General features: G+C 67.8%; 24 protein-coding genes. 16 read left to right on the top strand and 8 right to left on the bottom strand.

The features are described from left to right. Nucleotides 1-11 precede the first annotated feature (11 nt). Nucleotides 12-920, bottom strand: coding sequence for a 1,4-dihydroxy-2-naphthoyl-CoA synthase (locus R8G01_21015; protein ID MDW3216486.1), 909 nt, complete (start codon nt 918-920; stop codon nt 12-14). Nucleotides 921-969: 49 nt separating this feature from the next. Beyond that, a complete protein-coding gene (locus tag R8G01_21020) occupies nt 970-1,842 on the bottom strand; it encodes a DUF1206 domain-containing protein (protein MDW3216487.1) in 873 nt (290 codons plus the stop codon). Between the two features lie 167 nt (nt 1,843-2,009). Between R8G01_21020 and cofE the strand changes: the two genes are divergently transcribed. Then, entirely contained in the window at nt 2,010-2,750 is a 741-nt protein-coding gene (gene cofE, locus R8G01_21025; protein MDW3216488.1) for a coenzyme F420-0:L-glutamate ligase, read from the top strand. Between the two features lie 18 nt (nt 2,751-2,768). After that, on the top strand, nt 2,769-3,557 hold the full coding sequence (locus R8G01_21030) for an alpha/beta hydrolase (protein ID MDW3216489.1): 789 nt from the start codon (nt 2,769-2,771) through the stop codon (nt 3,555-3,557). 19 nt (nt 3,558-3,576) lie between these two features. Here the strand turns inward: R8G01_21030 and R8G01_21035 are convergent, their stop codons facing one another. Beyond that, a complete protein-coding gene (locus R8G01_21035; protein ID MDW3216490.1) occupies nt 3,577-4,161 on the bottom strand; it encodes a hypothetical protein in 585 nt (194 codons plus the stop codon). A 21-nt stretch (nt 4,162-4,182) separates the two neighbouring features. Next, on the bottom strand, nt 4,183-4,590 hold the full coding sequence (locus R8G01_21040) for a hypothetical protein (protein MDW3216491.1): 408 nt from the start codon (nt 4,588-4,590) through the stop codon (nt 4,183-4,185). 35 nt (nt 4,591-4,625) lie between these two features. Here R8G01_21040 and R8G01_21045 point away from each other — a divergent pair, with 35 nt between their 5' ends. From R8G01_21045 to R8G01_21095, 11 genes are all read left to right on the top strand, one after another. Then, nucleotides 4,626-5,177: a hypothetical protein gene (locus tag R8G01_21045; protein ID MDW3216492.1), complete on the top strand. Its 552-nt coding sequence runs from the start codon at nt 4,626-4,628 to the stop codon at nt 5,175-5,177. Nucleotides 5,178-5,334: 157 nt separating this feature from the next. Beyond that, entirely contained in the window at nt 5,335-6,519 is a 1,185-nt protein-coding gene (locus R8G01_21050; GenBank protein MDW3216493.1) for a phosphate/phosphite/phosphonate ABC transporter substrate-binding protein, read from the top strand. A 149-nt stretch (nt 6,520-6,668) separates the two neighbouring features. Continuing rightward, a complete protein-coding gene (gene phnC / locus R8G01_21055) occupies nt 6,669-7,445 on the top strand; it encodes a phosphonate ABC transporter ATP-binding protein (protein ID MDW3216494.1) in 777 nt (258 codons plus the stop codon). Beyond that, nucleotides 7,442-8,257 carry a phosphonate ABC transporter, permease protein PhnE gene (phnE, locus tag R8G01_21060; GenBank protein MDW3216495.1) on the top strand — a complete coding sequence of 272 codons (816 nt, stop codon included), beginning with the start codon at nt 7,442-7,444 and terminating at the stop codon, nt 8,255-8,257. Before phnC ends, phnE (R8G01_21060) begins: the two co-directional genes overlap by 4 nt. Then, nucleotides 8,254-9,135, top strand: coding sequence for a phosphonate ABC transporter, permease protein PhnE (gene phnE / locus R8G01_21065; GenBank protein MDW3216496.1), 882 nt, complete (start codon nt 8,254-8,256; stop codon nt 9,133-9,135). The genes phnE (R8G01_21060) and phnE (R8G01_21065) overlap by 4 nt, the downstream gene beginning before the upstream one ends. Beyond that, nucleotides 9,135-9,803 (top strand): hypothetical protein, encoded by a 669-nt coding sequence (locus R8G01_21070; GenBank protein ID MDW3216497.1) that lies wholly within the window; start codon nt 9,135-9,137, stop codon nt 9,801-9,803. The genes phnE (R8G01_21065) and R8G01_21070 overlap by 1 nt, the downstream gene beginning before the upstream one ends. Nucleotides 9,804-9,925: 122 nt before the next feature. Next, nucleotides 9,926-11,665, top strand: coding sequence for an ABC transporter substrate-binding protein (locus tag R8G01_21075; protein ID MDW3216498.1), 1,740 nt, complete (start codon nt 9,926-9,928; stop codon nt 11,663-11,665). Between the two features lie 111 nt (nt 11,666-11,776). Next, entirely contained in the window at nt 11,777-12,736 is a 960-nt protein-coding gene (locus R8G01_21080) for an ABC transporter permease (protein ID MDW3216499.1), read from the top strand. Between the two features lie 6 nt (nt 12,737-12,742). Next, nucleotides 12,743-13,684: an ABC transporter permease gene (locus R8G01_21085; protein ID MDW3216500.1), complete on the top strand. Its 942-nt coding sequence runs from the start codon at nt 12,743-12,745 to the stop codon at nt 13,682-13,684. Continuing rightward, nucleotides 13,681-15,744: an ABC transporter ATP-binding protein gene (locus R8G01_21090; GenBank protein ID MDW3216501.1), complete on the top strand. Its 2,064-nt coding sequence runs from the start codon at nt 13,681-13,683 to the stop codon at nt 15,742-15,744. Before R8G01_21085 ends, R8G01_21090 begins: the two co-directional genes overlap by 4 nt. A 32-nt stretch (nt 15,745-15,776) precedes the next feature. Continuing rightward, on the top strand, nt 15,777-17,150 hold the full coding sequence (locus tag R8G01_21095; GenBank protein ID MDW3216502.1) for a TMEM143 family protein: 1,374 nt from the start codon (nt 15,777-15,779) through the stop codon (nt 17,148-17,150). Nucleotides 17,151-17,230: 80 nt separating this feature from the next. On the opposite strand, the gene R8G01_21100 is transcribed toward R8G01_21095, so the two are convergent. Genes R8G01_21100 through R8G01_21110 form a run of 3 tightly spaced genes read right to left on the bottom strand, consistent with a single transcriptional unit; the run spans nt 17,231 to nt 21,755 of the window. Beyond that, entirely contained in the window at nt 17,231-18,103 is an 873-nt protein-coding gene (locus tag R8G01_21100; protein MDW3216503.1) for a 2Fe-2S iron-sulfur cluster-binding protein, read from the bottom strand. Then, entirely contained in the window at nt 18,100-19,824 is a 1,725-nt protein-coding gene (locus R8G01_21105) for an NADH-ubiquinone oxidoreductase-F iron-sulfur binding region domain-containing protein (GenBank protein MDW3216504.1), read from the bottom strand. The genes R8G01_21100 and R8G01_21105 overlap by 4 nt, the downstream gene beginning before the upstream one ends. Continuing rightward, entirely contained in the window at nt 19,824-21,755 is a 1,932-nt protein-coding gene (locus tag R8G01_21110; protein MDW3216505.1) for a molybdopterin-dependent oxidoreductase, read from the bottom strand. The genes R8G01_21105 and R8G01_21110 overlap by 1 nt, the downstream gene beginning before the upstream one ends. A 132-nt stretch (nt 21,756-21,887) precedes the next feature. On the opposite strand from R8G01_21110, the gene R8G01_21115 reads away from it, so the two are divergent. Beyond that, nucleotides 21,888-23,585, top strand: coding sequence for a formate--tetrahydrofolate ligase (locus R8G01_21115; GenBank protein ID MDW3216506.1), 1,698 nt, complete (start codon nt 21,888-21,890; stop codon nt 23,583-23,585). 47 nt (nt 23,586-23,632) lie between these two features. Next, entirely contained in the window at nt 23,633-24,511 is an 879-nt protein-coding gene (locus R8G01_21120; protein ID MDW3216507.1) for a bifunctional 5,10-methylenetetrahydrofolate dehydrogenase/5,10-methenyltetrahydrofolate cyclohydrolase, read from the top strand. Nucleotides 24,512-24,634: 123 nt separating this feature from the next. Here R8G01_21120 and R8G01_21125 read toward each other — a convergent pair whose 3' ends face one another. Then, the gene (locus R8G01_21125; protein MDW3216508.1) at nt 24,635-24,844 is read right to left on the bottom strand and encodes a hypothetical protein; all 210 of its coding nucleotides are present in this window, start codon (nt 24,842-24,844) and stop codon (nt 24,635-24,637) included. A 135-nt stretch (nt 24,845-24,979) separates the two neighbouring features. Here R8G01_21125 and R8G01_21130 point away from each other — a divergent pair, with 135 nt between their 5' ends. Further along, nucleotides 24,980-25,915: an ornithine cyclodeaminase family protein gene (locus R8G01_21130; protein MDW3216509.1), complete on the top strand. Its 936-nt coding sequence runs from the start codon at nt 24,980-24,982 to the stop codon at nt 25,913-25,915. Nucleotides 25,916-25,963 lie beyond the last annotated feature (48 nt).

Genomic DNA, 25,963 nt, shown 5'->3' on the forward strand with positions numbered 1-25,963 from the left:
GTGACCGCTCGTCAGTAGTAGTACGGGAAGTCGGACCAGTCGGGCGTCCGCTTCTCGAGGAACGAGTCGCGTCCCTCGGCTGCCTCGGACGTGCCGTAGGCGAGACGCGTGGCCTCGCCCGCGAAGATCTGCTGGCCGACCAGGCCGTCGTCGACGAGGTTGAACGCGTACTTCAGCATGCGCTGGGCGGTGGGGCTCTTGGCGCAGATCTCGCGGGCCCACTCGAGCGCGGTGGTCTCGAGTTCGGCGTGCGGGACGACCGCGTTGACGCCGCCCATCTCGTGCATCTGCTGGGCGGTGTACTCGCGTCCGAGGAAGAAGATCTCGCGGGCGAACTTCTGGCCGACGAACTTGGCGAGGTACGCCGAACCGAACCCACCGTCGAAGCTCGCCACGTCGGCGTCGGTCTGCTTGAACCGGGCATGCTCCTCGCTGGCGATGGTGAGGTCGCTCACCACGTGCAGGCTGTGGCCACCACCGGCCGCCCAGCCCGGGACGACACAGATCACGACCTTGGGCATGAACCGGATCAGTCGCTGGCACTCGAGGATGTGGAGCCGTCCGGCCCTAGCCGGGTCGATCGTGTCAGCCGTTTCTCCCTCGGCGTAGCGGTAGCCGTCGGTGCCCCTGATGCGCTGGTCGCCGCCGGAGCAGAACGCCCAGCCGCCGTCGCGCGGGGACGGGCCGTTGCCGGTGAACAGCACGCAGCCCACGTCGGCCGACATCCGGGCGTGGTCGAGCGCTGTGTACAACTCGTCGACGGTGTTCGGTCGGAACGCGTTGCGGATCTCGGGCCGGTCGAACGCGATGCGCACCGCCCCGACGCCCTTGGCTCGGTGGTAGGTGATGTCGGTGAAGTCGAAGCCGGGGACCTCGGTCCACAGCGTCGGGTCGAAGATCTCGGAGACGGCCGAACTCATACCGACATGTTGCCCGCTGGAGGGTGGCCGCGCCCCCATCGACGACGATTCACATGCGTTGGCGCCGGAACGTCGCCATGTCGTACGCGCCGGCGATGACGAGGCCGACGCTCACGGCGACCAGGATCACCCGGCCGTAGGTGAGGTCGGCGAGACGGCGCAGGGCGCCGTCGAGGCCGACCGCATCGCTCGGGTCGAACTGGATGGCGGCCCTGATCAGGAACCAGCCGCTGAGCCCGAGGACCACACCCCGAGCCACGAAGCCGCCGACCCCGAATCGGCCGAGCCACCGCTCTTCGTCGTCCGTGAGGTCGTCGGTGTCGAGGTCGTCGATGAAGTCGTACGTGACGCCCTTGCGGAGGTGGTAGCCGGCGATCACGATGATCCCGACGCCCACCCCGGCGACGATGAGGCGACCACCCGGGAGATCCAGGAACCGGGCGGTGAGAGCTTGCGGAGACGCGTCGCCGCCGGACGACGAGCCGGACGACGAGCCGGAACCCGGGCTCTCGAACGCGAGACGTGCCGCCGTCCACGCCAGCGCACCGTAGAAGATGCCCAGACCGGCCCAGCCGATTCGTTTCGCCAGGTTGAGCGGCCCGACGTCGCCGCTCCGGCCGGCGAACGCCTGCACGAGCTTCCAGATCGTGAAGATGCCGAGGCCGACGGCGAGCGCGACGAGGAGCACGGTCCCCAACGGCTCGTCGGCGATCGATCGCAGCGCCCCTTGCTGGTTGGCTGCCCCCGTCCCGTCGGCACCCGAGCCGGTCGAAGCGGGTTCCCACTGTTGCACGGCGATGCGAAACGCGAGGACGCCGACGACCAGATAGACGAAGCCCTTGCCGATCCACCCGAACCGTGTGATCCGCTCGATCCAGTCGACGGCGTCTTCGGCGTCGACAGATGTCGGTGTCGTGCTCATCGCCTCGGCTCCTGCCCGATGGCCGACCTGGGCACCGCGGTCGCTCGTCGTTGTCGGTCGGCTGTGCGCATGGTCGTCGGCGGTCGTTCGTGCAGGTGGTGGTTGTCGATGCGGGGCGTACCTCCGGACGCGAGCTTCCAAACCCGCCGCCGCTACGGTGACCGTTCGTGTCGAACCCGTTGACGATCCTGCCGGTTCACGGCCTGCCCGAGATCGTGCCCGGTGACGATCTGGCCGAGCTGATCGCGGCGTCGGCCCAGCTGAACGACGGCGACATCGTGCTGATCACCTCGAAGATCGTCTCGAAGGCCGAGGGCTGCGCGATCGAACTCGACGAGATCGAGCCGTCCGGCTTCGCCCGCGAGTGGGCCGAGCGTTGGGACAAGGATCCGCGAGTCGTCGAGGTGGTGCTCGGGGAGTCGAAGCGGATCGTGCGACAGATCGGCCCGGTGTTGATCACCGAGACGCGGCACGGTTTCGTGTGCGCGAACTCGGGTGTCGACCAGTCGTCGAGCGGTGCACACGGTCGCATCCTGGTGCTGCCGCGCGATCCCGACGCTTCCGCTCGCCTCGCCCGGGCCCGCTTCGCCGAGCTCGGTGTCGACGTGGCCGTCGTCGTCACCGACACGTTCGGGCGGCCGTGGCGTGAGGGCCAGACCGACATCGCGATCGGCGTGGCCGGCATCAATCCGCTGTTCAGCTACATCGGCCAGCACGATCCGCACGGCCACGAGTTCCGCGTCCAGGAGATCTGCGTCGTCGACGAGTTGGCGGCTGCCTCCGAGCTGGTGAAGGGCAACACCTCGCGTGTGCCGGTGGCGGTCGTGCGCGGGTTCGAGTGGGAGGTCGACGACGACGCGTCGATGGCACCGGTGATCCGCGACTCCAGTCGCGACCTGTTCCGCTGAGCCGGATACCGTCGCGCCATGGCCGGACATGGAACCCACGCTCACCCGTCACCCGGGGTCTCGATCGACTACTTCGCGGCGGGGGAGGGCCGGCCGCTCGCGCTGGTCCACGGCATCACCGAGAGCCGTCGGACGTGGGACCCGCTCCTCGCCCCGCTGATCGCCGCCGGCTACCGGGTGATCGCGGTCGATCTCCGCGGACACGGTGGGTCGTCGCGCGTCGCCCCGTACGACCTCGCGACCATGGCCGGCGACCTGGGTGCCGTGTTGCAGGCCGAGGCGGCCGACGACGCGCTGCTGGTCGGTCACTCGCTCGGTGGTGCGGTCGTGTCGGCCTATGCCGCCGGTGGGCCGTGTCGGGGGGTGATCAACGTCGACCAACCGCTCGCACTCAGCGGATTCCAGGAGGTGCTGCAGGAGCTGCAGCCCATGCTCCAGGGCGATGCCGAGTCGTTCCGGGGAGCCGTTGCGGCGATCTTCGACCAGATGGCCGGCCCGCTCGCCGGCGCCGAACGCTGGCGCGTCGACCACATCCGCGCGGCCGAGCAGGAGGTGGTGCTCGGTGTGTGGGAGATGATGTTCACCGCTGCTCCCGCCGATCTCGACGCCGTGGTCGACTCGCTCGCTGCGGCGATCACCGTGCCCTACCTGTCGTTGCACGGCATCGACCCGGGTCCCGAGTACGGCGACTGGTTGACCGGCAAGATCCCGACGGCCACCGTCGAGGTGTGGACCGACCAGGGGCACTACCCACATCTGATCGAACAGCAGCGGTTCGTCGACCGGGTCGTCGAGTTCGACCGGTAGGCGTCGCCGGTCCGGCCGTTCAGGCGAGCGGGTCGGGTCGGCCGATCGAGGTGACGACGGTCTGCCACGCGAGATCGACCTGCGCCGGCGACAGGGTGTCGGGGCCTGCGGTCGCCGCCCACGTGGCGAGGGAACGGCCGTCGACCGCGATGACGCCGGGCATGAGGTCGACCTTGATCTCGGCGGTGTCGTTGACGCCCCAGTGGACGACCACGAGTCGGTCGCTCGACATGGCGCATCGGCGGAGTGCGTCGTCGACGCCGCCGCGAGCGATGGCGGCCTGGGCGATCGCCGACGCGTCGGCGTCGACGGCCGGCGTCTGGGGGAGCGGGTCCATGGTCGTCCGCAGGGCGAAGACCCCCGCCGGGCCGATCAGCACGTGGCCGATGCCGCCGAGCCTGCCCGGTGCCACCTCGTAGACCACCCGCCACGGTGGCGTCGAGAGTTCGCGCAGTGCATTGCTGGTCAGCCGGTCGCTCGGTGGGACGGCGACGTCGTCGTGGTCGTCGCCGACGCGGTCCTTGAAGTTCTTCTTGGCCCACACGATCGCTCCCGGCACCAGCACGGCGACGACGATCACGGGGATGATGATGTCGGGTCCCATCGGTCGACGAGTTTCGCAGCTTCAGCCGGTCGATTCGGTGACCTCGATGAAGGTCTGCATGTCGTGGACGGTGAGGTGATCGTCGACGAGACAGTTGAGGCGGAAGAAGCCCGCTTCGTCGAAACGTGCGGTGATGCTGAGCCGGCCACCGGACACGATCGGTGGAGCGAGCGCGATCTCGTCGCCGTCCGGGTCGACGATCTGGAGGTCGTGTGGGAGCGAACCCGTGTTGTGCAGTTCGAACGTGACTTCGTCGCCGACCCGGATGTCGACGTCGCCGGTCGCGACGTAGCGGTAGCGTTCGCCGCTGTCGTCGACTTCGAGACCGAGCGTGTAGGCCCGGGTCGGCTCCGACGTGGCGTTGCCGCCACACGACGCGGCGCCCAGCATGGTGGCGCCGACGGCAGCGAGACGAGCGAGACGCCTCATCGAGAATTCCCGGTCGCGGTCCCTAGGGTGTCCCGATGCGTCTCGGAATCGACCTCGACGGCGTCGTCGCCGACTTCAACACTGGCTGGATGCAACTGCATGCTCAAGAGTTTGGCAGCGTCCTGCACCCCGACATGGTCGACTCGTGGGACTGCCTGCACCGGCTCGGTGGTTTCGCCGACATGCGTGAGTTCTGGGCGTGGGCCAGTCCGAACGAGCAGCGTCGTTCGATCTTCCGTCACCTCGAGCCGTATCCCGCCGCGGTCGACTCGCTGCGCCGGTTGTCGTCGGCGGGACATCACGTCGTGATCGTCACGACCAAGCCGCACTGGGCACACACCGACACGTTCCGGTGGCTGGCCGACAACGAGATCCCCACGACCGAGGTCCACCTGAGCGAACGCAAGTACGAAGTCGACTGCGACGTGTACCTCGACGACGCCCCCTACGTGCTCGAGCAACTCGTCGAGCATCGTCCCGAGGCGACCATCTGCCGATTCGTGCGACCGTGGAACCTTCCGGTCGCCGGCACCCACAGCATCGAGAGTTGGTCGGAATTTCTCGAACTGGTCACACAGCGTTCCTGAGATCGTTCGCGTCGCCGGGCGTCGGGCTTCCGCGAGCGCAGTATGGTATGGGCGTCCCACCGGCAGGGACCGGGCGATCGCTCGGTTCCCCGGTTTGCCACCAGGCAGTCGTGAACTGACGGGATCACTTCACCACATCCCCGAAAGAAGGAACAGAATGAAGCGACGCTCATTGATCGCAGCGTTCGCGGCGAGTGCACTCGTGCTCGCGGCGTGCGGTGGCGACGACGACACCGCCGACGACATCGCCGATGTCGCCGACTCGGTCGCCGACGAGGCCGAGGACGTGGCCGACTCGGTCGCCGACGAGGCGGAGGACGTGGCCGACTCGGTCGTCGACGAGGCGGAGGACCTGACCGACGAGTCAGACGACATGACCGAGGAGTCCGAGGAGATGTCCGATGACATGTCCGACGAGATGACGGTGCCGGAAGGGTGGCCGGAGTCGATCGTCTTCACGCTGACCCCCTCGCAGGAGACCGGTGGCCTCATCGAGACCGCACAGCCGCTCGCCGACTTGCTCTCCGCTGAGCTCGGCATCGGCGTCGAGGCGCTCGTGCCCACCGACTACGCCGGCGTCATCGTCGCGCTGCAGTCGGGCCAGGCGCAGGTCGCCGGTGGTCTCGGACCGGCACAGATGGTGCAGGCCGCCGACGTGGCGGGCGCCGACCTGGTGCTCCAGGCCGTGCGCTTCGGCAACAACCAGTACGTCACGCAGTGGTTCACGAACAACCCCGACGAGTTCTGTGCACCCGACACGCTCGTCGAGATCACCGACGAAGAAGACGGCACGATCAGCACCTACTGCAACGGCGTCGACGCCGCCGAGGGCCCGACCGACGGCCCGATCGGCACCGACTTCATTCCCAACATCGCCGGCAAGACGGTGTCGTTCGTCGACCAGGGCTCGACCTCGGGGTACCTGATCCCGTCGCTCGGTCTCCTCGAGGCCGGCGTCGACCCGCTCGACGACATCGAGTCGCTGTTCGCCGGCGGCCACGACTCGTCGGTGCAGGCGGTGTACGACGGTGACGCCGAAGTCGGCGTGTCGTTCAACGACGCCCGTGGCGGTCTGTTCGAGACGGTGCCCGACGTCGGCCAGAAGGTCGTCGTCTGGGGCTGGTCGGCTCCGATCCCGAACGACGGTTTCGCCGTCGCCGGTGACGTGCCCGACGACCTGCGGGAAGCCATCACGCAGGCGTTCATCGACATCGCAGCCACCGAGGACGGCGCTGCCCTCCTCGACGAGCTGTACGAGATCGACGGTCTGGTGCCGGTGCCCGAGGGCTCCTACGACATCATCCGCGACCTCGAGACCGAGTTGGCCGACCTGCTCGGCTGATCCGCCACGAGAACCACGTACCGAAGACCGGGTCCCGTCCGCACCGCGGACGGGACCCGGTCCGCGTTCGGGCTCCGACTAGGGTCCCACCCCAACCACGTCACCCCCCGGGCGCCGTCAGGTCGTCCCGCTGCCAGGAAGCGTCCCACATGATCCGATTCGAGCAGGCCAACGTCACCTACGACGGCGGAGTGTCCGCCATGAAGGATCTCGACCTCGAGATCGACGACGGTGAGTTCGTGGTGATCGTCGGCTTGTCCGGCGCAGGGAAGTCGACGCTGGTCCGAGCGATCAACGGCCTCGTTCCGCTGACGAGCGGTGGCCTCGACGTGAACGGTCACGACGTGCCGAACCTCAACCGTTCGGGCATGCGCGCCCTCCGGTCGGAGGTCGGGATGATCTTCCAGGGCTTCAACCTGGTCGATCGCACGAGCGTGCTGAACAACGTCTTGATGGGGCGCCTGCACCAGGTGCCGACGTGGCGCACACTGATCGGCAAGTACCCCGAGGCCGACATCCAGATCGCGGCCCGGGCGTTGCAGCGGGTCGAGATCCTCGACCGGGCCTACGTGCGCGCCACCAACCTGTCGGGCGGCCAGCGCCAGCGTGTCGGCATCGCCCGAGCGTTGGCTCAGGAACCGAAGATCGTGCTCGCCGACGAACCGGTCGCGTCGCTCGACCCGCCCACCAGCCACGTCGTGATGAAGTACCTCCAGCAGATCAGTCGTGAGCTCGGCATCACCACGATCGTCAACCTGCACTTCCTCGACCTCGCCACCCAGTACGCCGACCGCATCATCGGTCTGCGCGCGGGCGAGCTCGTGTTCGACGGGCCTGGTTCGGCGGCCGACGAGACGACGTTCCGCGACATCTACGGGCGCAGCCTCACCGCCGACGACACGATGGAGAAGCAGGCCGCCCTGTGACGGCACCGATCACTCCGTCGGGCCGCAAGTTGCAGCTGCCGTCGAAACCCAAGCCGTCGGCGTTCGCGATCGGCGTGTGGGTGCTGGCGCTCGTCTTCACGGTCGTCACGGCCCGTCGCGTCGAGTTCTCGTTCACCGGCGTGATCGAAGACCTCCAGCGCCCGAATCCAGCGCTCGACGGTCTGTTGAACCTGCGATGGGGTGAGATGTTCTCGACCCGTTCTCGCAATGCGTTCATCGAGACGCTCCAGCTGGCCGTGCTCGGTACGACGGCAGGAGTCATCGTCTCGCTGCCACTGGCGCTCTGGTCGACCGAGGTCGGCAACCCGTTCCGTGGCCTGCGATTCGTCCTGCGGATGTTCAACAACGTCATCCGTTCGATCCCCGACCTCATCTGGGCAGGCATCTTCGTGCTCGGCGTCGGCATCGGCGCGCTGCCCGGTCTGCTGGCGCTGTTCTTCTTCTCGATCGCCGTCATGGTCAAGCTCACGACCGACACCCTCGACGGTATCGACATGGGGCCGGTCGAGGCCGCCCGCGCCTCCGGAGCTTCTCAGACGCAGGTGCTCCGCACCGCCGTCGTGCCGCAGATCCTGCCGGCGTTCAGCTCGTACGCGCTGTACGACTTCGAACTGAATCTCCGTGCGTCGGCGGTGCTCGGCCTCGTCGGCGCCGGCGGCATCGGCCAACGGATCGGGTTCTTCCAGAGCCGAGGCCAGTGGGACAAACTCTGGGGCCTCGTCTTCATGTTCTTCCTCGTCGTGTTCGTCGTCGAGTACGTCTCGGTGCGCATCCGGAGGCGGTTGGTGTGACGTCGCCGATTGATCACACCATCGAGCTGCCCTCGAAGGCGCGCGACACGATGAAGCTCGTCTTGTCGACGGTGTTCGTCGTGCTGTTCGGATGGTCGGCGATCAGCGTCGACCTCAAGTGGAGCCGGTTGATCGACGCGCCGGCCGACATGTATCGCCTCGCGACCGTCATGTTCGACGACATGCCGTGGGGCGACTTGGGTCGGTTGTCGGGACTGATGTGGGACTCGATCGCGATGGCGTGGATCGGCACGCTGATCGCCGCGGTGTTCGCGATCCCGCTGTCGTTCCTCGCCGCCGAGAATCTCGTCGGGCGGCCGGTCGCCTGGGTCACCCGCCAGGTGTTCAACGTGCTGCGGGCGGTGCCCGAGGTCATTCTCGCACTGCTCTTCCTGCCGGTGTTCGGCCTGACCCCGATGACCGGCGTGCTGGCCATCGGCGTCGGCTCCATCGGCAGCCTCGGCAAGCTGTTCTACGAGATCATCGAGAACGTCCAGAGCGGCCCGATCGAGGCCGCCGACGCCGTCGGCGCGTCGGCGGTGCAGCGGTTGCGATGGGGTGTGATCCCACAGGTCGCACCCGAGCTCACGTCGTTTCTCCTGTACCGCTTCGAGATCAACATCCGAGCGTCCGCCGTGCTCGGGATCGTCGGCGCCGGCGGCATCGGCGGCGCGCTCTCGGGCGCGTTCGACTTCAAGGAGTTCGATCTCGCCGGGCTGGCGCTGATCGTCGTCATCGTCGGCACGATCACCGTCGACACGATCTCGGGGGCGATTCGCCGCCGCATCGTCGCCGGGCGCTCGGTCGATGTCGTCGTCGCTGACGTGACGCTCGAGACGGCAATGGCCGACGCCGACGTGAAGGGTACGCATCTCTGATGGCGACCGATCGGCAGTTCATCCTCGGTGTCGATCTCGACGGCGTGGTCGCCAACCACACCTGGCGGTTCCGCGAGATCATGGCCGAGTTGCGAGGTGTCGACGCGGAGACGATGCCGCTCGAACGTTCGTGGGATTTTCACGAATGGGGGTTCGGCCCCGACGACTACGCGCAGTACCACCGCACTGCGGTGATGGAGCACGCGATGTTCCGCACCATGCCGGTGATCGAGGGTGCCGCCGATGCGCTGTGGCGGCTGTCCGACGCCGGCATCTGGATCCGCATCATCACCCATCGTCTGTACGTGCACTGGGGGCACGAGAAAGCCGTGGCCGATACCGCTGCCTGGCTCGACATCCACAAGATCCCGTACCGCGATCTGTGCTTCCTCGGAGCAAAACCCCAGGTCGAAGCCGACGCCTACATCGACGACGCACCCCACAACATCGAACAACTCCGAGCGGCCGGGAACACGGTGATCGCGTTCGAACAGCCCTACAACCGCGGCCTCGCCGGCGACCCTCGGGCGCGGTCGTGGGAGGAGGTCGAATCGATCGTCACGGACCTCGCCACGGCGCACTCCGGGGCCCTCGAGGTGCAACTGCCGGGCATCGATGCAGGTGCCGATCGACTGGCTCGTCGACACGAGAACGGGCCGGGCATCTAGGCAATTCTTGGTACACCTGTACCAAATCGGACGTTTGACCCACCCCCTACCTCTAGGTATGGTCGAAGTCCTGGGTGGAACCTCCCGGGGTTCACCAGACTCATCTACCCAAGGGGAGACACATGGATTGGAAGCGTTTCGATCGAGCGCGCGAGAGCGCGTCGCCGTTGGAACTCGACTTGGTCGAGAACTATGCGAAGGGCCGAATCAGCCGTCGCAATTTCGTCAAGCGTGGCACGATGATCGGCCTGTCGGTGCCGTTCATGGGCTCGATCATCGCCGCATGCGGCGGCGACGACGACGACGCAACACCCGCCGACGACACCGGCGGTGAGGACACCGCCGACGCAACGAACGACGGCACGTCCGAGACGCCCGCCGCCGGTGGCGGCGACATCATCGCCGGTATCCAGACCGGTGACGCCACATCGGGTCTCGACCCGCTCAACATGCTCGACCTGGGTACGTACTGCGTGCTCTCGCAGAGCTTCGAGTACCTCGTCGGCCTCGGCGACGACGGCAACATCGCCGCGACCGGCCTCGCCGAGTCGTGGGAGCCGAACGAAGACGGCAGCGCCTGGACCTTCACCCTCCGCCCGGGAGTTCAGTGGATGGGCGGCGGCACGCTCACGTCGGCCGACGCGACGGCGACCATCGACCGCATGGCTGCGGTCGGAGCCGGCCTCGCCGGTGTGGTCAGCGAGGGCAACACCGAGACGATCGACGATCTCACCTTCGTCGTCAACCTCGATTCGCCCAACGGCAACCTGCCCGTGCTCCTGTCGTTGTTCAACCCGCAGTCGCTCATCACCCCGGCCGACTACGCCAGTGGCACCGTGCTCAACGAGCGCACCACCGGTACCGGCGCCTGGATGCTCGACGACTTCGACCCGGGTGCCTTCCGTGCCCGGTTCGTGCCCAACCCCGACTGGTGGGGCGGCAGCGTCAACCTCGACTCGGTCACCCTGCAGGGATTCGACACCGGTGGCACCAAGGTCGCCGCGCTCGCCGCCGGCGAGATCGACGTCATCCAGGACTTCACGATCAACGACGGCGCGACGCTGCTCGACGATCCCAACGTCGTGGTGATGCGTCCGCCGTCGGCCAACCACCGTCAGCTCTGGTTCAACACCCAGCTGCCCGAGGGCGGTCCGTTCACCGACCCCCGCGTGCGTCAGGCCGTCTGCTACGCGGTCAACCGCCAGCAGATCGTCGACACGATCTACGAGGGTCAGGCCGTGATCGGCAACGATCACCCCATCTCCGAGACGCTGCCGTTCTTCGACGAGACGCAAGAACAGCGTCCGTACGATCCCGAAATGGCGCGGCAGCTGCTCGCCGATGCCGGCTACGACGGCGGCGTCGAGGACGTGCTGCAGGTCGGCGAGATCGGTGAGGTGCCGCAGTTGGCCGCCATCGTGCAGGCCAACCTCGCCGAGGTCGGTATCAACGTGCAGGTCGGCGTGTCGCCGAACTCCGACTTCTACGGCGAGTACTGGTGCACCGAGTCGACCGGCCCGACCCAGCCGTGTGGTACGTCGGCGTCGATCGGCATCGTCGACTACGGCCACCGGCCCACGCCCGACGTGTACTTCGGTCGTGCGCTCGCGACCGGCGGTGACTGGAACTCGTCGAACTATGCGTCGAGCGAGTTCGACACGCTGTTCGGTGAGTACCAGGCGTCGCTCGACGTCGAAGGACAGAAGGCAGCGGTCGGCAAGATCCAGCGACTCCTCCACGAGGATGCGCCGGCGTGCTACCACTCCTTCTTCAACTACCTGGCTGGACACAGCACCGAGGTCGACGGCATCCAGACCACCGCACTCGGCCACCTGTACTTCCAGAACGCCACCAAGGGCTGACCGCACCTCGCGGTCCACACCGACCGGTCGGGCAGGACCCCAGTTCGGGGTCCTGCCCGTCAGGTCTGACACAATGTTGCTAGAGCACAACCCTGGGGGGCTTCACTCGTGGTGAAATTCATCGTTCGTCGACTGCTGTTCGCGGTGGTGACCCTGGTGATCCTCCTCGTGATCGTCACCTTGATCCCGAACATCGCGCCCGGTGACCCGGCTCGCAAGATCGCGGGCGGCACGGCGTCGCCCGAGCGATTGGCCGAAGTGACCGAGGACCTCGGCCTCAACGATTCGGTGCCGACCCAGCTGGCGAAGCTGACCAAGTCGACGGTCACGTTCGACTTCGGCGAGTCCTCGTCGGTCGCCAGGGGCGAACCGGTGATGAGTCTCGTCGTCGACGCGCTCGCCAACTCGTCGAAGTTGGTGATCCTGTCGCTGCTCGTGATGGTGCCGCTGGCGATTCTCGGCGGCCTCGTGGCGGCGTACAAGAAGGACAGCTGGATCGATCGGACGATCGTCAACACCGGTCTCGCGTTCTCGGCGATTCCCGACTTCGTCGCCGGCGTGTTCCTGCTGGCATTCCTCGGGGTCAGGTTCGACTTCTTCAAGGTCCAGGCGGCGGCACCACCCGGGTCGGGGATCCCGACCCAGATCCAACACCTCCTCCTGCCCGTCCTCGCGATCCTGATGGTGTACTTCGGGTACATCGCCCGCATCACCCGTGCCGGAACGATCAACGCGCTCGAGGCCGATTACGCCCGCACGGCGTTCATGCGCGGGCTGACGACCGGTTCCGTCTTCCGCCGGCACGTGATGCGAAACGCCCTCCAGCCGACCGTCGCCGTGCTCGGTACCCAGCTCGGCTACCTGTTCGGCGGCATGGTGGCCCTCGAGATCGTGTTCCAGTACCAAGGCATCGGCAACCTGATCATCCGAGCGGTCGACCGTGCCGACTATCCCGTGCTCCGGGCCGGCGTGCTCACGGTGGCGATCATCTACATGATCGCCACGCTCGCCGCCGATCTCCTGATCGCCTGGATGAATCCGAGAGCGCGACTGACGATCGGGGAGGGCTGATCCAGCATGACCGAAGGACCTGAAGACGCCGCACCCGGACTCGACGTCGACACGGCGACGGCCGGCGGGGCCGCCACCCCCGTCGACGAACCCGGACCCAAGGCAGCGACCCGCAAGCAGGTGCGTCGCGAGCAGACGATGGTGCTGGTCAAGAGCCCCGGCTTCATCATCGGTGTGATCATCGTGGGCTTCTGGCTGATCGCCGCGATCGTCCCGGGCCTGCTGAGTTCGGTCGGCCCCAAGGAGTTCACCGATGCCGGTGCTCGAGCCAACCCGGGTGACGGCGCATGGCTCGGGACCGACGGCCGTGGCTTCGACGTGTACGCCCGACTGATCTACGGTGCCCGCCCGATCCTCATCGTCGCTCCGATCGCGACCGCCCTCGCGATCGTCGTCGGCACCACCCTCGGCCTGGTGATGGGTTACTACCGCGGGTTGGTCGACGAGATCATCAGTCGCGTCATCGAGGCGATCCTGTCGATCCCGGTCATCCTGATGGCGATCCTCGTCGTGTTCACGTTCGGGAGTTCCCGGGCGGTGATCATCGGCACGATCGCCGTGCTGTTCGTCCCGGCGATCACCCGCACCATCCGCTCGGCGGCGATCGCCGAGTCGGAACTCGACTACGTGACCTCGGCGAAGATGCGTGGTGAATCGGGCTTGTTCATCGTGCTCCGTGAGATCCTGCCGAACGTGACCGGGCTCGTCGTGGTCGAGTTGACCGTGCGCCTCGGTTATGCCGTGTTCACCTACGCCACGTTGGCGTTCCTCGGATTCGTCGGTGCCGACCTCACCGATGCCGACTGGGGGATCGACGTCGCCGGCAACTACACGCAGATCGTCCGCGACATCTGGTGGCCGTCCATCTTCCCGGCGCTCGCGATCGCCAGTCTCGTGATCGGCGTCAACCTCGTGACCGACTCGATCGACAAGGCATTGAAATCATGACCGTCACCGACGATCCTCGCACCACCGCGGCCGCACTGTCGGTCGACAACCTCCAGATGTCGTACATCGTCAGAGGTACGCCGCGCGAGGTGTTGCGCGGCGTCTCGTTCGAAGTTCGTGAAGGCGAGGCGTACGGACTCGTCGGTGAGTCGGGCTGCGGCAAGTCGACCACGGCGTACGCCGCGCTCCGGTACCTGCCCGGCAACGGCCGCATCGACGGTGGCAGTGTCACCGCGGGCGACCGCGAACTCACCACGATGTCGGCTCGCGACCTCCGGTACTTCCGTGCGCACGAGGCGTCGATGGTGTATCAGGATCCGGTCCAGGCCGTGAATCCGGTGCTGAAGATCGGTCGGCAGGTCGCCGAGTCGTTCGAGGTGCTCGGCCAGTCGAAGAGCGAAGCGAAGAACTCGGCGATCGAGGCGCTCAAGCGGGTGCACATCGCGGCGCCCGAGAGCGTGATGGAGCGCTACCCGCACCAGCTGTCCGGCGGCATGCTGCAGCGCGTCGTGATCGCCATGGCACTCGCCGGTGATCCGAAGCTGCTCGTGCTCGACGAGCCGACGACCGGCCTCGACGCCACCGTCGAAGCCGAGGTGCTCGACCTCGTCCGCGAGCTGCGCGAAGAAACGGGTGCCGCGATCCTCCTGATCGCTCACAACCTCGGCGTGATCCGCACGATGTGCGACCGCGTCGGCGTGATGTACGCCGGCAAGGTGATCGAAGAGGGCGCCGTCGCCGACGTGTTCGACAACCCGAGCCACCCGTACACGGTCGGGCTGCTCAACTCGATCCCCCGCCACGGCATCCGCAAGACCGACCGCGAGCTGTTCGCGATTCCCGGCAACCTGCCGCAGATCGGTGATCCGCTCCCGACGTGTGTGTACGTCGCCCGTTGCCCGCTCGCCACCGATCTGTGCCGCACCGAGGTGCCGCCGGTGGTCGACCGTGACGAAGACGGACACTGGACCCGCTGCCACTATCCCGACCGCATCGACGAGGTGCCCGAGCCCGAAGACACCGACTGGGATCACGAGATCGGCACCGAGGAGATCATCGGTGTCCACGGTGTGTCCAAGACCTTCCAGCAGCGCGGCCACGACGTGCCGGCGCTCGTGAGTGTCGACCTGGGGTTCGCCGATGGCGAGACGCTCGGACTCGTCGGTGAGTCGGGCTCCGGTAAGTCGACGCTGGCCAAGACGATGCTGGGTGTGCACGAGGCCGACGAAGGCGGTGCGATCACACTGCGCGGCCGCAAGATGAAGGGCAAGTCGACCGAGCGGGTCGACGAGTCGATCCAGGCCATCCAGATGGTGTTCCAGAATCCCGACTCGGCGCTGAACCGGGCGTGGACGGTGCGCCGCATCCTGGTGCGCTCGATCACCAAGCTCACCGGGCTCAAGGGCGACGAAGCCGATGCCCGGGCCCAAGAGGTCGCCGAAGCGATGCGACTGTCGCCCCGCCACCTCGACATGCGTCCCCGGCAGTTGTCCGGTGGCCTCAAGCAGCGGGTGGCGATCGCCCGTGCGTTCGCCGGCAACCCCGAAGTCGTGGTCTGTGACGAACCGACCTCGGCACTCGACGTGTCGGTGCAGGCCGCGATCCTCAACCTGCTGGCCCGACTCCAGCGCGACGTGCGCACGAGTTACCTGTTCATCAGCCACGACATCAGCGTGGTTCGGTATCTCGCCGACCGCATCGCCGTGATGTACGTCGGCCGCATCGTCGAAATCGGTACGACCGACCAGATCTTCGAGGGCCCGAACCATCCGTACACCGAGGCGCTGCTGTCGGCCGTGCCGAACGTCGACGGGGTCGTCCGCGAGCGGATCCCGCTCAGCGGCGAGATCCCGAGCCCGGCCAACCCACCATCGGGCTGCGTGTTCCACACCCGATGCCACCGGTTCATGCCGGGGCTCTGCGACGTCAAGGAGCCGCCGATGGTCGAGCTGGCGCCCGGCCACGAGTCGCTCTGCCATCTCAGCGCCGACGAGCTCCGCGAGACACCGGTCGTCATCGATCACAATCCCGACGTCGTGCCCGAGTTCGCCGACGACTGAGCGCTCCCGAAGCTGCCGATACCCTGACCCGAGTGATCGAGGCCGCCCGCTACGTACCGCAGCGGGTGCGCGCGCTGACCGAGGCGCTCGCCGAACATCCGTGGGATCACGCCGAGGCGCCGACCGGATCGCCCGATCGCTTCCGGGAGTTCTCGAGGCTCGTCGCTGCGCTGTACCACTTCGAGTTCCATGATCGGGAGCAGACGATCGTCGAGCTCTGGGAGCATCTCGCCGACGGCGGTGACGTCGCCGACCGGTTCAGCAGCGAGCTGAGCGGTCTGCTCGACGGCGCCAACTACGAGACGCTGTCGATGGCCGAGCTCGAAGACGCGCTCGAACGCGAGTCGCTGCTGAAGGTGAGTCTCGACGTCGACCTCGACGACTACGACGAGCTGATGGTGTACCACCGCGGTGCCCACGTCGACACCGTCGAACTCGAACGATGGAAGGGCCTCCGGTCACCCGAGCGCAAGGAGATCACGATCGACGATCGGGTCGTCGTCCACACCCGGGTGAAGGACGCGGCCTGGTTCGACTCGCGCGGGATCGATCCTGCCGACCGGAACCTGGTGCCGGGCCACGCGTCGCTCAAACAGTTCGTCGATGTGCCACGTGCCGACATCGAGATGCTGCTGCCATCGGTGCAGGTGAGGTTCCGATTCGTCGACCGACTCGTGCTGGGGGTGCCGGCCATCGCCTCCGGTGTCGTCGTGCTCGCCACCAAGCTCCTGCCCACCTTGGGTCTGATCCTCCTGCTGTTCGCGGCCTGGCTCGGGCTGCGCGACGACGAGCCCGAACTCGATCAAGCCGCGCTCGTCCTGCTCGCCACGGGGACGTTCACGCTCGGCGTGTTCGTGGTTCGACAGTGGACGAAACTGAAGAACCGCCGGATCGAGTACTGGAAGACCCTGACCGAGAATCTGTACTTCCGAACGTTGGGGACGGGCGGCGGCGTGTTGCACGAGTTGCTCGCCTCGGCCGAGGAGCAGGAGGTCGTCGAGGTCGTGCTGGGCGCTCGGTTCCTGTTCGACAGTGCGACGCCGATCTCAGCGGACGAACTCGACGAGCGCGTCGAACGCTGGCTGCGACGGCACTGCGAACGTGAGATCGACTTCGAGGTCGATGACGCCGTCGGGAAGCTGGAGCGGCTCGGGGTGATCGCTCCGGTCGCGCCGGACGGGCTGCTCGTCGCGGTCCCGGTCGATGACGCGCTCGCCGCCCTCGACGACCGCTGGGACCACCTCTTCGAACACGGACGCGCCCACCGGACCGACGAACCAGCGCTTCCCGAGGCGGCCGGGACGGCGGTGTCGGCGACGCGCGAGCCCCTGATCCGCCTCCGCAGGGTGATGGACCGCTTCCGCAGTCGCCTCGGCGACCGACGGATCGAACGCGAAGGAACCTGAGCGAGTTCGTCCCACGCGAGGACGAAGGCGGAGCCGGCCCGTCGCAGCGGTGCAGCACGTCTCGCCGTGCGGGGGTACCTTCAGTCGGGCAGGTTCTGGGCGTGCTGGAACCCGAAGCGGCCCTTGACGCACAGGTTGCCGTGGGTGATCTCGCTGTCGGGCGGCGACGAGACCTTCACGATCGTGTTGTCCTGCACGTGCAGCGTCAGGTTGCAGCCGACACCGCAGAACGCGCAGATCGTGTCGGTCGTGGTCTGCGCCGCCTCGTCCCAGGTGCCCGCCTCGCGCATGTCGTGCTCGGACTTGAACATGAGCGCCCCGGTCGGGCAGACCTGGATGCAGTTGCCGCAGTAGACGCACGCCGAGTCGGGGAGTGGCACGTCGTTCTCGGTCGACACCCGGGCGTCGAACCCGCGTCCGGCGATCTCGATCACGAAGCTGTTCTGCCACTGCTCGCCGCACGCGTCGACGCACTGGTAGCAGAGGATGCACTTGGCGTAGTCGCGCACGTACAGGTCGTTGTCGATCTTGACCGGTTGATCGGCGACGGTGGCGGCATCGCTGCCGTACCGGGTGGGGTCGGCGCCGTACTCGGTGTTCCAGTCGTCGACGCCGTCGGTGAGCGACAGATCGACCGACGACCCCAGGAACTCGAGGACCATCTTGCGGGAATGGTCGACCCGCTCGGACCGTGTGGTGACGACCATGCCGTCCTCGACCTCGCGGGAGCACGACGGCACCAGGACCCGGGAGCCCTCGACCTCGACCATGCACACCCGGCAGGCGTTCTTCGGGGTGATCGTGTCGCCGTAGCAGAGCGTGGGGATGTCGCCACCCTTCCCGCCGCACGCATCGAGGATCGTCGAACCCTTCGGCACGCTGACGTCGCGGCCGTCGATGTTCAACTCGACCGCATCGCGAGTTGTGCCTGGCACAACTCGCGATGTGGTCATGAGAACACCCCCAGGCGGACGACGGCGGATTCGATCGCATTGTAGGCGGTCTGACCGAGTCCGCAGATGCTGGCGTCCTGCATGGCGGTGCCGATCTCCTGGAGCAGTGCGAGGTCGACCTCGCGGTCGGTGCCGGCGATGATCCGGTCGATCGCCTCCTCTTGCCGCACGGTGCCGACCCGACAGGGGACACACTGTCCGCACGACTCGTCGCGGAAGAAGGCAGCGATCCGTTTGACGAGGTCGACGAGGTCGGCGTGTTGGTCGACGACCATCACCACGCCGGAGCCGAGCGACAGGCCGGCAGCGCGCACGTCGTCGGGCGACAGCACCAGGTCGAGATCGTCGGGCCCGACGAAGTTGCCGGCGGCGCCACCGAGCAGCACGGCTCGGAGTTCGGAACCGTCGCGCAGCCCGCCGGCGAGTTCGACCAGGTCGCCCAGCGTCTCGCCGTACGGCACTTCGTACACGCCCGGCCGGCGCACGGCGCCGGACAGGCAGAACACCCGGTGCTCCGCCGCGTGGCCGTCGAGCAGGATGTACGGCACGTTCATCAGGGTCTCGACGTTGTTGACGACCGTCGGCTTGCCGAACAGGCCGGCCTGGAACGGGAACGGCGGCTTGTTGCGCGGCTCGCCGCGATAGCCCTCGATCGAGTTGAAGATCGCCGTCTCTTCACCGCAGATGTACGCCCCGGCCCCGAGGAAGAGCGCGAGGTCGAACCCGGTGTCGCCGCCCAGCAGGCCGCGCTCGTAACAGGCCGCGATCGCACACTCGAGGGTTCGGCGGGCGCGCGGGTACTCGCCGCGGAGGTAGATGTAGCCCTGCTCGCAACCGGTGGCGTGGGCGGCGATGCAGATCGCCTCGATCAGGGTGAACGGATCGTTCTCGATCAGCACGCGGTCCTTGAACGTGCCGGGCTCCGACTCGTCGGCGTTGCACACGAGGTAGTGCGGCCCTGCCTCTTGGGTGCGGACCGCCTCCCACTTGCGGCCGGTCGGGAAGCCGGCGCCGCCCCGACCGATCAGACCGGAGTCGGTCACGGCGGCGATCGTCGCCTCCGGACCGAGTGCCTTCGCACGGGTGAGGGCGGTGAAGCCGCGATCGGCGAGGAAGCCGTCGAGATCGAGCGGATCGATGCGGCGGGCGCGGTGGAGCAGGACGAGTTCGTCGCCGCCCGCCTGGGGGACCGCGGCAGCGGGGTCGTCCTCGGGGTCGGGGAACCCGCCGTCGGCGAAGCGCTGCACGTCGACCGGGGTCACGTGGCCGGCGACCGCCTGACGGCGCGGTGCGCCGGCTTCGGTGACGAACGCCGCCGGCGCCCGCTCACACATCCCGAGACACGGCGACGGGTGGGCATCAGCGGGCAGGTCGGGTGCGGTGAGGCCGCCGCCGGATCGGCACGCGACGTCGACGCACACATGGGTCTGGTGGGCGGCTCGCTCGTCCATCGAGAAGAGCGCGTAGAACGAGGCGACGCCGTACACCTCCGCCGGACCGAGGTCGAGCCGCTCGGCGATGTGGTCGATCGCCGGTTGGCTCAACCACCCGACCCGATCGTTGACGGCATGCAGCGTGGGGAGCAGCAGGTGCCGTTGCTCCCGGAAGGTGTGCCCACCGACGCCGTCGTGAACGTCACGCTCCGGGGCTGGGCCGAGTACCGATGCGACCGCTTCGCGCTCGGGGGTGGTCGGGGGAACGCCCCGGGTCACGACGTCCATCAGCCGGAGACGCCGACGGGTGAGACGAACTTGTCGATCCGCACCGCGGCCGCCTTGAACTCGGCGGTTCCGGAGCGCGGGTCGGTCGCGTCGATCGTGAGCTGGTTGACGTCGACCTCGTCGGGGAAGTGGAACGTCATGAAGACGAGCCCGGGACGCAGACCGGGGTCGACCCGGGCCGGCGCGTCGATCGTGCCGCGAGGCGACGACACGCGGACCATCTCGCCGTCGGCGATCGCCAGCCGCTCGGCGTCTTCGGGGGAGATGTCGACCGTCTCGCCGAGTCGGTTCGGGCTGCGGTAGCCGCCCGACTGCACGCCGGTGTTGTAGGAGTCGAGGCGCCGGCCGGTGGTGAGGCGGAGCGGGAACTCCTTGCTCAGCGACTCGACCGGCGGGTCGTCGACGACCACGGAGAACGGCGCAGGACGGCCACGGTCGGCGGGGTCGTCAGCCCACAACCGACCGTGGAGGAACGGCGGCTCGATCGTGTCGTCGGACGGGCACGGCCACTGGATGCCGCCGAGTTCGTCGAGCCGGTCCCACGACATGCCGGCGTGCATGGGGGAGAGGCGGCGCAGTTCGTCCCAGATCTGCTCGTGGTCGTCGTACTGCCACTCGTGGCCGAGACGGGTGGCGAGGTCGAGCAGGATGTCGATGTCGTCGCGTGCCTCGCCCGGCGGGTCGAGCGCCTTTCGGACGCGCTGCACCCGTCGCTCGGAGTTGGTGACGGTGCCGTCTGACTCGCACCACGACGCACTGCCGGGCAGCACGACGTCGGCGAGCTCGGCCGTCTTCGTGAGGTAGATGTCGAGTACGACGAGATGGTCGCGGCTCGACAGCAGATCGATCGCCTTGCTCACGTCGGCCTCGGACTGGGCCGGGTTCTCGCCGATCACGAAGACCGAGCGGAGCTCGCCGTGCTCCATCGCTTCGAACATCTCGGTCAGGTGCCAGCCGTTCCGTGGCGGCACGGCAGCACCCCATTCGGCCTCGAACTTGGCGCGGGCCTCGTCGTCTTCCACGTCTTGAAATCCGGGCAGCTTGTTCGGCAGGGCGCCCATGTCGCCGCCGCCCTGCACGTTGTTCTGGCCGCGCAGCGGTGTGAGCCCGGCGCCGAACCGGCCGACCTGACCGGTCAGGATCGCCAGGTTGCACAGCGCGAGCACGTTGTCGACGCCGTTGTGGTGCTCGGTGATCCCGAGCGTCCAGCACAGCTGTGCGGCATCGGCGGTGGCGTAGGCGTGGGCCAGCTCACGGATCGCGTCGGCCGGCACGCCGGTGACCTGCTCGCCCCGCTCGAGCGTCCAGTCCTCGACCGAGGCGGCGTACTCGTCGTAGCCGGTGGTGGCCCGTTCGACGAACGACAGGTTCGCGAGGCCGGCGTGGATGATCTCGCGAGCGATCGTGTTGGAGAGCGCGATGTCGGTGCCGACGTGGAGGCCGAGCCAACGATCGGCGAACTGGGCCGTCTCGCTGCGGCGCGGGTCGACCACGTACAGCTTCGCGCCGTTGTGGATCGCCGTGAGCACGTGATGGAAGAAGATCGGGTGCGCATTGCGCGCGTTGGAGCCCCACATGACGATCACGTCAGCGGCCTCGGCCTCTTGGTACGACGACGTACCGCCGCCTGCTCCGAAGACAGTGGCCAGACCGACCACGGAGGGAGCGTGTCAAGTGCGGTTGCACGAGTCGATGTTGTTGGTCTCGAACACGGTGCGGGCGAGTTTCTGGGCGACGAAGTTCATCTCGTTGGTCGACTTGGAGCAGGAGAACACCCCGATCGAGCCGCCGCCGTGTTCGTCGAGTGTCCGGCGGAAACCCCAGGCGGCTCGATCGAGCGCTTCGTCCCACGATGCCGGGCGCAGCACACCGTCGTCACGCACGAGCGGGCGGGTGAGGCGAGCCATCGGGCGGTGCGGTCGACGTCCCATCGCGCCGAGACTAGCCGCGACCCCGGAGGCGGTGGTTCCACCAAGCGGAACCATTCCGTATTGTGGAACGACTGGATCCGTGCGACACTGTCCGACGTCGTTGTCCGGTACTGAGCCATGGGGGTTTGCCAGATGTCCTTTCCCACCGATCTCGAGATCGCCCGTCGAGCGTCACCCAAGCCGATGTCCGAAATCGCCGCGAAGATGGGGATCGGGGAGCATCTGCTGCAGCCGTACGGCAGCGAGCTGGCGAAGATCAAGCTCGACGCCATCGAGGAGTTGGACGGTCGGCCGAAGGCGAAGTACGTCGTGGTGACCGCGATCACGCCGACCCCGCTCGGCGAGGGCAAGACCACGACCACGGTCGGACTCGGCCAGGCGATGCAGCACGTCGGCAAGAACGCGGTGATCTCGCTGCGGCAACCGTCGATGGGACCGACGTTCGGGATCAAGGGCGGCGCCGCCGGCGGCGGCTACAGCCAGGTGATCCCGATGGAACTGCTCAACCTGCATCTGACCGGCGACTTCCACGCCGTCACCGCGGCGCACAATCTCCTGTCGGCGATGATCGACAACCATCTGTTCCACGGCAACGACCTCGACCTCGACATCGACAACATCACCTGGCGTCGGGTCATGGACGTCAACGACCGGGCGCTCCGCAACATCGTGGTCGGGCTCGGCGGCAAGATGGACGGCGTCGTCCGTCAGACCGGGTTCGACATCACGGCGGCATCCGAGGTCATGGCGATCCTCGCCCTCGCCACGTCGCCCGACGACATGCGGACCCGCCTCGGCCGGATCGTGGTCGGGTACACCCCCGACGGCACGCCGGTCACCGCCGAGCAGCTGAGCGGTGCCGGTTCGATGGCGGTGATCATGCGAGAGGCACTGGCACCCAACCTCCTGCAGACGCTGGAGAACACGCCCGTGATCGTGCACGCCGGCCCGTTCGGCAACATCGCGCACGGCAACTCGTCGGTGGTCGGCGACCTGATCGGCATCCACGCCGGCGACTACCTCATCACCGAGGCCGGGTTCGGGGCCGGCATGGGTGCCGAGCGGTTCTTCAACATCAAGTGTCGGGCGAGCGGACTGCGACCCGACGCCGCGGTGCTCGTCGCGACCGTCCGGGCGCTCAAGGCGCATTCCGGCAAGTACAAGATCGTCGCGGGGAAGGATCTCCCCGACGACCTCCTCGCCGAGAACCCCGACGACGTCGCCGCCGGAGCCGCGAACCTGCGCAAGCAGATCGAGAACGTGAAAGCCCACGGCGTCACCCCGGTGGTGGCGATCAACGCGTTCCCGACCGATCACCGGAGCGAGCACGACGAGATCCGCCGGATCGCCGAGCAGATGGGTGCCCGCGTCGCGGTGTGCACGCACTTCAGCGACGGCGGCGCCGGCGCGACCGATCTCGCCCAGGCCGTGATCGAGGCGTGCGAGGAGGACAGCGGGTTCCACTACCTCTACGACGACGACGACAGCCTGAAGTCGAAGATCGAGTCGGTCGCCACCACCATCTACGGTGCCGAGCGGGTCGAGTACACGCCAGCGGCCAGCAAACAACTCGCCAACTACGAGGCGAACGGCTTCGGCAACCTGCCGGTGTGCATCGCCAAGACCCACCTGTCGATCTCGGGCGACGCCTCACTCAAGGGTGCTCCCACGGGGCACACGCTCACCGTCCGCGAGGCGCGTGCGTCGGTCGGCGCCGGGTTCGTCTACCCGATCTGTGGCGAGATGCGGACCATGCCGGGCCTCGGCAAGTCGCCGGCCGCATCTCGCATCGACTTCGACGACGATGGCGAGATCGTCGGACTCAGCTGAATCACGAGTTGTGCCAGGCACGACTCGACATGGAGACTGGGCAGATCATGAGTGACGATTTCGAACGGACGCCCGGCGGTGCGGTGCTGATGGACGGCAACCGATTGCGCGACGAGACCGTCGCCCGGATCCGCGCCGAGCTCGACGGGATGGGGAACCCGGCGGTGTGCCTCGCCACCGTGCTGGTCGGTGCCGACCGCCCCAGCCAGATCTACGTGCGGATGAAGCACAAGAAGGCCGAGGAAGCCGGTCTGATCTCGAAGGGTGTCGAACTCGCCGACGACGCGACCCAAGCCGAGGTCGAGGCCGCCGTCCAGGCACTCGTCGACGACCCGGAGGTGCACGGCATCCTCGTGCAGTTGCCGCTTCCCGGGCACCTCGACCCCGAGCCGGTCCTGGCGCTGGTCCCACCGGAGAAGGACGTCGACGGCCTCACCGAACGGTCGATGGGCCGACTCGTGCGCGATCTGCCGGGGCACGTGCCGTGCACGCCGCTCGGCGTGATGCGCCTGCTCGAGCGGTACGGCGTCGAGACGTCGGGCAGACGAGCGGTCGTCGTCGGTCGATCGACGCTCACCGGATTGCCGCAGGTGTTGCTGCTCGGACGCAAGGGCACCGACGCCACGGTCACGCTCGCACACTCTCGTACCGCCGACCTGGTCGCGGTCTGTCGGGAGGCCGACATCATCGTGGCGTGCGCCGGCCAGGCACGGATGATCACCGCCGACCACGTGAAGCCGGGCGCGGCCGTGGTCGACGTCGGTGTGTCGCGGTCGGAGTCGGGCATCGTCGGTGACGTGGACTTCGACGCGGTCCAGGAGGTCGCCGGTGCGATCACACCCATGCCGGGTGGCACGGGTCCGATGACCATCGGCTGCCTGCTCGAGAACACGGTGTCGGCTGCCCGCATGCAGGGCGCCATCTGACCGACCCGCCGGGGGGACCGCTCGACGACCGAGCGATCGGTCGACACGACGGCGAGCGCCGGTCACATGCAACGGAGTCGGGTGCGACACGGTCGCACCCGACTCCATCGCGGCCCGCCGATCTCAGACGCCGGAGGTGACGTCGCCTTCGCCCTGGACGTTCTTGCCCTTGTCGGTCATGTCGTCGTAGTGCTCGGCGACCTGGTCCAGGTCGACGTCCTGCTCCGCACGTTCGGCGGCCGCTTCCTCCGCGGCGGTCGGCTCGGGACCGGCCGACACCTCCGTGAACTTCTCGGCCTGCTGCTTGCTGGTGTCGGTGTTGATCTCGGTCATGGGCCGGTCGTACCCGGTCACCGAACGTCCAAACACCTCGGCGCGAGCCGGTCGGCGCCCGTCCGGGCGGCCGGTCCACGCGCGAGACTGGGCCGTGCATGACCCACGCAGCGATCGACGGCACCGGCTGACCCGATGGACGGACTCCACGACATCACGATCCTCGACGCGGCCGACGTCGCTCGCGCCGCGCCGTACGCCGATCTCGTCGATGCACTGTACGACGGGCACCAGCGTCCGCCGGCGGTGTGCGAGCGGATCGTCTACGGGCCGGACGGCGCCGACGAGAGGTTCATGGCGTTGCCGGCATGGCAGCCCGGTGCGTCGATCGGGATCAAGCTGGCGACGATCTTCCCGGACAACCCCGAACACGGTCGCCCGTCGGTGCAGGCGCTCGTGCTGCTTTTCGACGGCACCGACGGCTCCCCGCTCGCATTGATCGACGGAACGGAACTGACCTATCGGAAGACGGCTGCCGACTCGGCGCTCGGAGCGCGGATGCTCGCTCGTGACGATGTCCGCACCCTCCTCATGGTCGGCGCCGGTGGACTCGCTCCACATCTGATCGCAGCGCATCGAGCGGTGCGGCCGTCGATCGACCGGGTCGTCGTGTGGAACCGCACGGCCGCCAAGGCGCGTGCGCTCGTCGACGCCGGGATCGCCGACGACGTCGTCGACGATCTCGAAGCTGCCGCCCGAGCGGCCGACATCATCTCGACCGCCACGATGTCGAGGGAACCGCTCGTCCTCGGTGGGTGGCTGCGCCCCGGGACCCACCTCGACTGTGTCGGGGCGTATTTGCCCGAACTTCGCGAAGTCGACGATCGCGCCGTGCTCCGGTCAGAGCTGTTCGTCGACTCGCGCGGGGCGGCGATCGACGAGGGCGGCGACATCGTCGGTCCGATGCGGGCAGGCTTGATCGACGCGTCGCACGTCCGCGCCGATCTGTACGAACTGTGTCAAGGGCTCCACTCGGGCCGGACGGACGACCGCGCGATCACGCTGTTCGAGAACGGCGGCGGAGGACACCTCGACCTGATGACGGCGCAGCACGTCTGGGCCGCCCGATGACGGGGCCACGTCCGACCCGAGACGCGACGAGCCGCGGGCAGCTCTGAG

The sequence above is a fragment of the Ilumatobacteraceae bacterium genome (assembly GCA_033344875.1).
Lineage (GTDB): Bacteria > Actinomycetota > Acidimicrobiia > Acidimicrobiales > Ilumatobacteraceae > Ilumatobacter.

Bases quoted from the DNA above. Each gene is read 5' to 3' on its own strand.
- R8G01_21015 (MDW3216486.1), bottom strand. From the start codon at position 920: ATGAGTTCGGCCGTCTCCGAGATCTTCGACCCGACGCTGTGGACCGAG.
- R8G01_21020 (MDW3216487.1), bottom strand. From the start codon at position 1,842: ATGAGCACGACACCGACATCTGTCGACGCCGAAGACGCCGTCGACTGG.
- R8G01_21030 (MDW3216489.1), top strand. From the start codon at position 2,769: ATGGCCGGACATGGAACCCACGCTCACCCGTCACCCGGGGTCTCGATC.
- R8G01_21035 (MDW3216490.1), bottom strand. From the start codon at position 4,161: ATGGGACCCGACATCATCATCCCCGTGATCGTCGTCGCCGTGCTGGTG.
- R8G01_21040 (MDW3216491.1), bottom strand. From the start codon at position 4,590: ATGAGGCGTCTCGCTCGTCTCGCTGCCGTCGGCGCCACCATGCTGGGC.
- R8G01_21045 (MDW3216492.1), top strand. From the start codon at position 4,626: ATGCGTCTCGGAATCGACCTCGACGGCGTCGTCGCCGACTTCAACACT.
- R8G01_21050 (MDW3216493.1), top strand. From the start codon at position 5,335: ATGAAGCGACGCTCATTGATCGCAGCGTTCGCGGCGAGTGCACTCGTG.
- phnC (MDW3216494.1), top strand. From the start codon at position 6,669: ATGATCCGATTCGAGCAGGCCAACGTCACCTACGACGGCGGAGTGTCC.
- R8G01_21070 (MDW3216497.1), top strand. From the start codon at position 9,135: ATGGCGACCGATCGGCAGTTCATCCTCGGTGTCGATCTCGACGGCGTG.
- R8G01_21075 (MDW3216498.1), top strand. From the start codon at position 9,926: ATGGATTGGAAGCGTTTCGATCGAGCGCGCGAGAGCGCGTCGCCGTTG.
- R8G01_21085 (MDW3216500.1), top strand. From the start codon at position 12,743: ATGACCGAAGGACCTGAAGACGCCGCACCCGGACTCGACGTCGACACG.
- R8G01_21090 (MDW3216501.1), top strand. From the start codon at position 13,681: ATGACCGTCACCGACGATCCTCGCACCACCGCGGCCGCACTGTCGGTC.
- R8G01_21100 (MDW3216503.1), bottom strand. From the start codon at position 18,103: ATGACCACATCGCGAGTTGTGCCAGGCACAACTCGCGATGCGGTCGAG.
- R8G01_21105 (MDW3216504.1), bottom strand. From the start codon at position 19,824: ATGGACGTCGTGACCCGGGGCGTTCCCCCGACCACCCCCGAGCGCGAA.
- R8G01_21115 (MDW3216506.1), top strand. From the start codon at position 21,888: ATGTCCTTTCCCACCGATCTCGAGATCGCCCGTCGAGCGTCACCCAAG.
- R8G01_21120 (MDW3216507.1), top strand. From the start codon at position 23,633: ATGAGTGACGATTTCGAACGGACGCCCGGCGGTGCGGTGCTGATGGAC.
- R8G01_21125 (MDW3216508.1), bottom strand. From the start codon at position 24,844: ATGACCGAGATCAACACCGACACCAGCAAGCAGCAGGCCGAGAAGTTC.
- R8G01_21130 (MDW3216509.1), top strand. From the start codon at position 24,980: ATGGACGGACTCCACGACATCACGATCCTCGACGCGGCCGACGTCGCT.